The organism is Mycobacterium sp. 1165178.9, assembly GCF_001673555.1.
Classification (GTDB): Bacteria; Actinomycetota; Actinomycetes; order Mycobacteriales; family Mycobacteriaceae; genus Mycobacterium.
On the sequence record NZ_LZMB01000348.1, the window covers coordinates 18,694 to 28,164 of the forward strand.

8 protein-coding genes and 1 pseudogene are annotated in these 9,471 nt (G+C 67.7%); 7 read left to right on the forward strand and 2 right to left on the reverse strand.

The window, feature by feature from the left end:
• The first annotated feature begins 20 nt into the window (after window positions 1-20).
• From fadD11 to A5652_RS15140, 3 genes are all read left to right on the forward strand, one after another.
• Window positions 21-1,847 (forward strand): fatty acid--CoA ligase FadD11, encoded by a 1,827-nt coding sequence (fadD11, locus tag A5652_RS15130; RefSeq protein WP_067352728.1) that lies wholly within the window; start codon window positions 21-23, stop codon window positions 1,845-1,847.
• Window positions 1,844-3,736: a lysophospholipid acyltransferase gene (locus tag A5652_RS15135; RefSeq protein ID WP_067352730.1), complete on the forward strand. Its 1,893-nt coding sequence runs from the start codon at window positions 1,844-1,846 to the stop codon at window positions 3,734-3,736. Before fadD11 ends, A5652_RS15135 begins: the two co-directional genes overlap by 4 nt.
• Before the next feature lie 110 nt (window positions 3,737-3,846).
• The gene (locus A5652_RS15140) at window positions 3,847-4,623 is read left to right on the forward strand and encodes a DUF6065 family protein (protein ID WP_067352733.1); all 777 of its coding nucleotides are present in this window, start codon (window positions 3,847-3,849) and stop codon (window positions 4,621-4,623) included.
• A 7-nt stretch (window positions 4,624-4,630) separates the two neighbouring features.
• Here A5652_RS15140 and A5652_RS15145 read toward each other — a convergent pair whose 3' ends face one another.
• The gene (locus tag A5652_RS15145) at window positions 4,631-6,100 is read right to left on the reverse strand and encodes an FAD-dependent oxidoreductase (protein WP_067352736.1); all 1,470 of its coding nucleotides are present in this window, start codon (window positions 6,098-6,100) and stop codon (window positions 4,631-4,633) included.
• Entirely contained in the window at window positions 6,097-6,504 is a 408-nt protein-coding gene (locus tag A5652_RS15150) for a hypothetical protein (RefSeq protein ID WP_067352738.1), read from the reverse strand. The genes A5652_RS15145 and A5652_RS15150 overlap by 4 nt, the downstream gene beginning before the upstream one ends.
• A 95-nt stretch (window positions 6,505-6,599) precedes the next feature.
• Between A5652_RS15150 and A5652_RS15155 the strand changes: the two genes are divergently transcribed.
• From A5652_RS15155 to A5652_RS15170, 4 genes and pseudogenes are all read left to right on the forward strand, one after another.
• Window positions 6,600-7,151: a TetR/AcrR family transcriptional regulator gene (locus A5652_RS15155; RefSeq protein WP_067352741.1), complete on the forward strand. Its 552-nt coding sequence runs from the start codon at window positions 6,600-6,602 to the stop codon at window positions 7,149-7,151.
• Between the two features lie 111 nt (window positions 7,152-7,262).
• Window positions 7,263-7,700, forward strand: coding sequence for a nitroreductase family deazaflavin-dependent oxidoreductase (locus A5652_RS15160; RefSeq protein ID WP_067352744.1), 438 nt, complete (start codon window positions 7,263-7,265; stop codon window positions 7,698-7,700).
• A gap of 38 nt (window positions 7,701-7,738) precedes the next feature.
• Window positions 7,739-9,022, forward strand: coding sequence for a threonine ammonia-lyase (gene ilvA / locus A5652_RS15165; protein WP_067352747.1), 1,284 nt, complete (start codon window positions 7,739-7,741; stop codon window positions 9,020-9,022).
• 16 nt (window positions 9,023-9,038) lie between these two features.
• Window positions 9,039-9,471 (forward strand): annotated as a pseudogene (locus tag A5652_RS15170) (PAP2 family protein); the annotation flags it as partial.

The window sequence follows — 9,471 nt, forward strand, 5'->3', positions numbered from 1 at the left end:
TCGCGCCGAGGAGGACGGAAATGACGACAGCGCAGGATCCGGCCACCTTTTGCGAGGCTTTCCAGCGCACCGCGTCAATCGATCCGGAGGCCGTCGCGCTCCGGACCCCCGGCAACACCCAGGTGTTGACATGGCGAGAGCTTGCGGCGCAGGTGCGCAAGGTCGCCGCCGGCCTGGCGGGTCTGGGAGTCCGGCGAGGTGACACGGTCTCGCTGATGATGGCCAATCGCATCGAGTTCTACCCATTCGAGATAGGGGCCCAACACCTAGGGGCCACATCGTTTTCGGTGTACAACACGTTGCCCGCCGAGCAGCTGACATACCTGTTCGACAACGCCGGCACCAAGGTGGCGATCTGCGAGGCGCAGTACGTCGACCGCATTCGCGCCAGCGGTGCACCGATCGAGCACATCGTCTGCATCGACGGTTCGCCGCCCGGCACCATCTCCGTGGACGACCTGTACGCCGCCGCGCAAACGGATTTCGACTTCGAGGCGACGTGGCGAGCGGTGCGTCCTCAGGACGTCATCACCCTCATCTACACCTCCGGGACCACCGGAAATCCCAAGGGGGTGGAGATGACGCACGCCAGTCTGCTGTTCGAGGCCTACGGACTTGACGGCGTGCTCGGCAGCCGGTTCGGTGATCGGACCACGTCGTACTTGCCGTCGGCCCACATCGCCGACCGGATGATGGCCCTGTACCCCCTCGAGGTGTTCGGCACCCAGGTCACCCCCGTGGCTGACGCGCGGGCGATTGCGGCGGCGCTGCCCGATGTGCGGCCCACAGTCTGGGGGGCGGTGCCGCGGGTATGGGAGAAGCTCAAGGCCGCAATCGAATTCGTCGTCGCCAACGAAACAGACGAGACAAAACGCCAGGCGTTGCGGTGGGCGATGTCGGTGGCCGGCAAGCGCGCCGACGCTCTGGTGGCCGGAGGCGAGATGTCGGACGAGTTGGCCGCGGAGTGGGCTCAAGCCGACGAACTGGTGCTGTCCAAGCTGCGCGAGCGGCTCGGGTTCGGCGAACTGCGCTGGGCCGTGTCCGGCGCGGCGCCGATCCCCAAGGAGACGCTGGCATTCTTCGCGGGGATCGGGATCCCGATCAGCGAGGTTTGGGGCATGTCGGAGCTGAGTTGCGCTGCCAGCGTGTCACATCCGGACGACACGCGGCTGGGCACGGTCGGCAAGCTGCTTCCCGGCCTTGAGGGCAAAGTCGCCGAGGACGGCGAATATCTGATCCGCGGTCCGCTGGTGATGCAGGGGTACCGCAAGGAACCGGCGAAGACCGCCGAGGCGATCGATGCCGACGGCTGGCTGCACACCGGCGACATCATCGAGGTCGACGCCGAGGGTTACCTGCGCATCGTCGACCGCAAGAAGGAGCTGATCATCAACGCGGCCGGAAAGAACATGTCGCCGGCCAACATCGAGAACGCCATCCTGGCTTCCTGCCCCATGGTGGGCGTGGTGATCACCATCGGTGAGGGGCGGCCGTACAACACCGCGCTGATGGTCTTCGACGCCGACTCGGTCGGCCCGTATGCGGCCCAGCGCGGCCTATCCGGCGCCTCGCCCGCCGCGCTCGCCGCCGACCCGGAGGTGATCGCGGAGATCGCCGCGGGGGTGGCCGCGGGCAACGACAAACTCTCTCGGGTCGAGCAGATCAAGCGGTTCCGCATCCTGCCCACCCTGTGGGAGCCCGGCGGTGACGAGATCACGCTGACGATGAAGCTCAAACGCAAGCCGATCATGGCGAAGTACGCCGACGAGATCGAGCAGCTCTACTCAGCCGAACCGCACCCGGAGGTGCACGAGCCCGCCGAAGCGGCCAGGGTGCAGCCGGCATGAGCGGGGGACCGGCGGCCACCGCCCGGGAAATCGGCCGGTCGAGGGTGCGAGAGTTGTTGCAGCGCACCGGTATCGTCGAGGAATCGACGTCACCGTTGTCGACAGATCCGGCCGAGGTCGGCAAACTATTAAGCGCCCCCTGGTATGACGACCGGTTGGTCGAGCTGGCCGGCCAGCTCGGGCGCGAACCGGACAGCGTGCGTGCCGAGGCCGCCGGCTACCTGCGCGAGATGGCACCCTCGCTCGACGAGCGGGCGGTAAAAGCCTGGCGTAGCTTCAGTTGCTGGCTGATGCGTGCCTACGATGTGCTGACCGACGAGGACCAGATCGCCCACTTGCGCAAGCTGGACCGCAAAGCCACGCTGGCGTTTGCCTTTTCGCATCGCTCCTATCTGGACGGGCTGCTGCTGCCCGAGGTGATCCAAGCCAACCGGGTCTCACCCGCGCTGACCTTCGGCGGGGCCAACCTGAACTTCTTCCCGATGGGTGCCTGGGCAAAGCGCACCGGAACGATCTTCATCCGACGCCAGACTAGAGACCTTCCCGTCTACCGATTCGTATTGCGTGCGTACGCTGCGCAGCTGGTGCAATCCCACGTCAACCTCACCTGGTCGATCGAGGGCGGCCGGACCAGGACGGGCAAGCTGCGGCCGCCGGTGTTCGGGATCCTGCGGTACATCAGCGACGCCGTCGACGAAATCGACGGCCCCGAGGTGTATTTGGTGCCGACCTCGATCGTGTACGACCAGCTGCACGAGGTGGAAGCCATGACCACCGAGGCCTACGGCGCGACGAAGCGGCCTGAAGACTTTCGCTTCCTGGTCCGGCTGGCGCGACAGCAAGGCGAGCGGCTGGGCCGCGCCTACCTCGATTTCGGTGAACCGCTGCCGCTGCGCAAGCGTCTCGAGGAGCTGCGCGCCGAGGAGTCCGGCACGGGCACCGAGATCGAACGCATCGCGCTGGACGTCGAGCACCGGATCAACCGCGCCACGCCCGTCACCCCGACCGCGGTGGTCAGCCTCGCGCTGCTGGGCGCCGACCGCTCACTGTCCATCAGTGAGGTGCTGGCCACCGTGCGTCCGCTGGCGAGCTACATCGCGGCGCGCAACTGGAAGGTGGCCGGCGCCGCCGACCTGACCAATCGCTCGACCATCCGCTGGACCCTGCATCAGTTGGTCGCCTCCGGCGTCGTCAGCGTCTACGACGCCGGCACCGAACCGGTCTGGGGCATCGGGGCGGAGCAGCACCTGGTCGCCGCGTTCTACCGCAACGCCGCCATTCACATCGTGGTCGACCGCGCGATCGCCGAGACGGCTCTGCTGGCCGCCATTGAGGACGCCGAGGGCTCGGTGGATGGATTGGTGCAGCCGACGGCTGTGCGCGATGAGGCGCTGAGCCTGCGCGAGTTGCTGAAATTCGAATTTCTGTTCTCGGCGCGCGCGCAGTTCGAGAAGGAGCTTGCCGACGAGGTGCGGCTGATCGGGCGGGTCGATGACACCAGCAAGGCGGCCAGCGCGGCCGACGTGCGCGGCCTACTGGAAAAGGCCGATGTGCTGCTGGCGCACCTCGTGCTGCGCCCGTTCCTCGACGCGTATCACATCGTCGCCGACCGGCTCGCCGCCTACGATGACGAATCGTTCGATGAGAAGGCGTTTCTGGCCGAGTGCCTCGAGGTGGGCAAGCAGTGGGAGCTGCAACGACGGATCGCCAGCGCCGAGTCGAGGTCGATGGAGTTGTTCAAGACCGCGCTGCGGCTGGCGCGGCATCGCGAGTTGGTGGACGGCGTAGAGGACCTGGATGTCGCCCGTCGGCGTCGCGAGTTCGCCGATGAGGTCGCGGCGGCCGTCCGGCGGGTGAATACCATCGCGGAGCTGGCCGGCTCGCGCTGAGGCGCTGAATGACGGCGCGCGGCGGGATTCACGGACCGTTAACGTTTGGGCGCAATAGTGCGTTGGCGACGCCGGTGACGGTCGGCACCGGCCGGTGAAGCGAGGGTGTGATGAGTGAGAAATCCAGTGGGCAATCCCGTCCACTGATCGGGTACGTCACCCACGACATCGCGCCGCCGATCAGTCCCGCGCCGATAGGCCGGACGTGGATGTCGGAGATGCGGCAAGGGTGGCCGCATCGATGCCTGCCCATGCTGATCGCCAACCAGAGCGGCTGGGAGGTGCGCAACCGCAGCGCGTTCACCGCTACCTGGATGGGCGGCAATGACCGCACGAACGTGATGATCGCGCCCGACACCCGCGAGAGTGGTCAGTTCCTGCCCTCCAGCCACTTCGGCTACGGCATCCTGACCTGGCACCTGCCGATGCTGTTCCGCACCCCGCCGGGCTACAACCTGCTGGTCCGCGGGCCGGCCAACCATCCGAAGGATGCCATCTCGCCGTTGGAGGGCATCGTCGAAACCGATTGGTCCAGTTCGAGTTTCAGCATGAACTGGAAGTTCACCCGCGAGTTCATGCCGGTGCGATTCGAGGTCGACGAGCCGATCTGCATGATCGTGCCACAACGCCGCGCCGAGCTCGAGGAGTTCGCCCCCGAGCTCAGGCCCATCGACTCCGACGAGGAGTTGCACCGCAAGCACGAGCACTTCCTCGGTTCACGTGGCGCGCTGGGCCGCGAGCAGGAAGCCGCGGACAACGAGAAGGCGCCATGGCAAGGCGATTACACGCGGGGCCGGCACAGCGACGGCGAGCCCGGCGCGGAGGACCACCAAACCCGCCGTCGGCTGCGGTCGTTCGTTGCCCATCAGACCGAGAACACGGACTAGAACGAAATCACTTTGCGGGCAGGGTAACCGCCGCGGGCAGGGCGATCTTCGCGACCGCGTCGGCCGCCTGCGCCGACGCGCCGGCCCACGCGATGTACCCGTCGGGGCGTACCAGCACGGCCGGTCCGGCGTCGGCCCGCTCGGCCTGCAGCGCCCCGGGTGTCTCGACCGGGGCGGCGCCGTATTCGCGGATGAGGACGAAGCCGCCGCCGCGCTGCAGGTGCCTCAGGCGCCCCTCGACGAGAGGGATCGCGTCGGCGCGGGTGCCGGCCAGGCCACGCCGGCCGTAACGCAACGTCGTGCCCGCGAAGCTGCCCCCGACGAAATCCTGCACCGCCGAAATCCGAAGCAGGTTGGGGACCAGCAGATTACGTAGCCAGATCGCGAGCCGCCAATGCAGCGTCGCGCCGCGCGCGATCATCCCGGACTGCAACAGCACCCGCTTGCCGATCGGGTGACGTTCGTCCTGGTAGGTGTCCAGCAGGCCGTCGTCGGCGCCGCCGAGCACCGCGTCGAGCTTCCAGGCCAGGTTCGCGGCGTCCTGGATGCCGGTGTTCATGCCCTGGCCGCCCATGGGGGAGTGCACGTGCGCGGCGTCGCCGGCCAGGAACACCCGTCCGTGCCGGTACCGCGCGACTTGCCTTTCGTCGCAATGGAATCGCGACTTCCAGCCGATCTCGATCACACCGAAATCGGTTCCCATGGCGCGGGCCAGCACGTCGATGATCTCGTCGTCGTCGACGGGCGCGCTGTCAGGCAGCTGGTGGTCGCGGTCCCATACCAAAGCTCGGTACCACGAACCGTCCTCGTCGTGGCGGTTATACGGCGCCAAGAACCCCAGGACGTCACCGGTGGTGCCCACCACCAACCCGCCGCGAGAGGGGCCGTGGGCCAGCTTGACGTCGGCCAGCATGAGCGAGGTCAGCACCGTCTTGCCGGGAAAGTCGGTGCCCAGCAGCGTTCGGACCGTGCTGTGCGCGCCGTCGGCGCCGATCACGTACCGCGCTCGCCATGTTTGCCGGTGTGCTGGGTCATCGTCGTCCTTGGGGCGGGCGGTAACGGTGACGCCGTCGGCATCCTGCTCGAGCGCCACCACCTCGACGCCGCGCCGCAGCTCGGCCCCTTCGGCCACCGCGTAGCGGCGCAGCGCCGCGTCGACGTTGGTCTGCGGGGTGATCAAGACGAACGGGTAGGCCGAGTCGAGGCGGGTCAGGTCGAGGCGGGCCTTGGCGAACAGCGTCACGTCCGGTCCGCGCTGGCCGACCGCCAGCAGTTCGTCGGCCGCGTCACGCGCATCGAGGATCTCCAGCGTCCGGGGCATGACGGCGAACGCGCGACTGGTCGGGTTCTCAGCGGACCAGCGCTCCAGCACCGTCACCGACCGTCCGGCACGGGCCAGGTCACCCGCGGCTGTCAGGCCCGTGGGGCCGGCCCCCACCACCAGGACGTCGACAACTCGAACAGCGGTTGTACTCATCGGATCGCTTCTTCCGGTTCGGGATACCAGCGACGGATGTCGCCGGGGGTGGCTTGCGCCGCCCGGTTGAAGACGAAGCGGCAGCCGGGCTGGGTGGCGTGCGCCGTGTTGACGATCGCCTCGAACAGCAGGGTGTTGCCGGCGACCAGGCGAATTCCGGCACCGATCAGCACCGCGTCGTAGCGCCTGGCGCGGAGCCACTCGCCGGCCTTCGCGGCGCCCGCGGCGCCGAAGTCGATCAGGCAGTTGTCGACCTGGTAGCCGGCGGCGCGCAAACCCGCGACGTTGTCGTCATTGGCGGCCCGCAGCACCTCCTTGGATAGGCTCGCGAACCGAGCGAACTCCGGGGACGAGTAGTCGATCACGTCGGGATCGAGCCCGATTTGGATCACGGTCACGGTCATGTCTGACCTCCTCGGAGAAACGATTTAACAACTGTTGAAATCAACGTAAGCCCACGTGGTAGCGATGTCAACAGTTGTTGAATTAGAATTTAAGCATGCCCACCCGCGACGGCAAGGTCACCCGCGCGACGATCCTCAGTGCGGCGCGCACGCTGTTCTCCACCCACGGCTTCGAGCGGACCACCATCCGTTCTGTCGCGGCCGAGGCCGGGGTCGATCCCGCGCTCGTGATGCACTACTTCGGCAATAAGGCCGACTTGTTCGCCGCGGTCTCGCGGCTTGAGATCACCTTTCCCGACCTCACCGGCCTCGCCCCCGAACGCATCGCCGACGTGCTGGTGCCTTTTCTCGTCCGGGTGTGGGATCCGGCCGGGTCTTTCCTGCCGCTGCTGCGCGCGGCCGCAACCAACCGCACCGCCGCCGACGCGCTACTGGAAGTGTTTGTCGAAAAGGTGGCGCCGGCCCTGACCACCGTCACCCCTGACCGCGCCGCCGAGCGGACCGCGATGGTGGGATCGCAGGTATTGGGAATCGCTATGGCGCGCAACGTCGTTGGCGTGCCGGCGCTAGTCGCGATGGATGACGCGACGCTGACCGAATGGCTGCGCCCGGTGCTCGCCCACTACCTCACGGGCCCGTCTCCGTGATCGCCGGCCGCGCCGGGCCGGATGTAGCACGTGCCCGTCCCCGACTGCGACAGGTGCGGCCCAACGCGGCGATGCGAGACGACCTCGACGAGCGCGCCTAGAGTTGACGACATGCCGCTAGAAGGAGAGTACGAGCCGTCGCCACTGGATTGGTCTCGCGAGCAAGCTGACAAGTATGCCGAGTCGGGGGGAACCGAGGCCGCCGACATGAAGGGCAAGCCGATCATTCTGCTGACCACGGTCGGCGCCAAGACCGGCAAACTTCGCAAGACGCCGCTGATGCGCGTCGAGCACGACGGCCAGTACGCGGTCGTCGCCTCCCTGGGCGGCGCGCCGAAGAACCCGGTCTGGTACCACAACATCAAGAAAAACCCCCGCGTCGAGCTGCAGGACGGCCCGGTGACCCGCGATTACGATGCCCGCGAGGTCTCCGGCGAAGAGAAGGCGACCTGGTGGGAGCGCGCCGTGGCGGCGTGGCCCGACTACGCCGAATATCAGACCAAGACCGATCGCCAGATCCCGGTATTCGTGCTGACCCCGGTCGGCTGAATTCCGGAGTTGGCCGGCTGCCGTGGCACCATTGACCAGTGTCCGCCGAATTGAGCCATCACCCGAGCGTCTCGCCGTTATCCGCGGCTGACATCGACGGCGCGGCCAAGCGGATCGCCGCGGTGGTCACGCCCACCCCGTTGCAGTTCAGCGACCGGTTGTCGGCGATCACCGGCGCGCAGGTCTACCTCAAGCGCGAGGACCTGCAGATCGTGCGCTCCTACAAGCTGCGCGGCGCATACAACCTGCTGGTCCAGCTGTCCGAGGCGGAGCTTGCCGCGGGGGTGGTCTGCTCGTCGGCGGGCAACCACGCGCAGGGCTTCGCCTACGCGTGCCGGATGTTGCGGGTGCGCGGCCGCGTCTACGTGCCGGCCAAGACGCCCATGCAGAAGCGCGACCGGATCCGCTACCACGGTGGCGACTTCATCGACCTGATCGTGGGTGGCGCCACGTACGACCTCGCCGCCGAGGCGGCGCTGAGCGACGTGGAAAGCACCGGTGCCATTCTGGTTCCGCCCTATGACGACCTGCGCACCATGGCGGGCCAGGGCACGATCGCCGCGGAACTGCTAGACCAGCTCGACAGCGAGCCGGATCTGGTGGTCGTCCCGGTGGGCGGCGGCGGCTGCATCGCCGGCATCACCACCTATCTGGCCGAGCGCACCGACAACACGTCGGTGCTGGGCGTCGAGCCGGCCGGCGCCGCGGCGATGATGGCCGCGCTGTCCGCCGGGGAGCCGGTGACGCTGGACGACGTCGATCAGTTCGTCGACGGCGCCGCGGTGCGGCGGGCCGGAGACCTGACCTACGCCGCGTTGGCGGCGGCCGGCGACATGGTGTCGATCACCGCGGTCGACGAGGGAGCGGTGTGCACCGCGATGCTCGACCTCTATCAGAACGAGGGCATCATCGCCGAGCCCGCGGGCGCGCTGTCGGTCGCCGGATTGCTGGACGCCGATATCGAGCCCGGTTCGACGGTGGTCTGCCTGGTCTCGGGCGGCAACAACGATGTGTCGCGCTATGGCGAAGTGCTCGAGCGCTCGCTGATCCACCTCGGCCTCAAGCACTACTTCCTGGTCGACTTCCCGCAGGAGCCCGGCGCGCTACGCCGCTTCCTTGACACGGTGCTCGGGCCGAACGACGACATCACCCTGTTCGAATACGTCAAGCGCAACAACCGGGAGACCGGCGAGGCGCTGGTCGGCATCCAGTTGGGATCCTCCGCCGACCTGGATGGCCTACTGGCCCGGATGCGCGCGACGGAGCTGCACGTCGAGACCCTGAAACCCGGCTCACCCGCCTACCGCTACCTGCTGTTCTAGGGCGCTACCGGCGAACATGCACCAGCCGTATGGATCCGGTGCCGGCGGTTTCGGGCTGGTCAGCGCCGGCACCGTGGCTGCGCTCGCACTGCTTGTCTGGGCGGCGATCTGGGTTGCGCGACATGGCACGCGGTTGCGCGGATTCAGGGAGCGGATGTCCGAAGTTCCCGCGATCGGCGAAGCGATGAGATGGGTCCGGGGGCGGATCGGCGAAAAGGGGCGGCCGGCGACCGGTCGGTTACCCACGAGCGAGGTCGCCGGCATCGCGTTGCTTCTCGGGCTCGCCGTGGTGGTGTCATTGGCGGTCGGCTTCACCGAAGTGCTCGACGACGTGCTCGAGGGCGACGGCATCGCCGGAATCGACCAGCCGATAACTTCGTGGCTTGCGGCCCACCGTGATCTATGGCTGACGAACACCCTGCGGGTGGTCACCCATGCGGGCGGTCCAC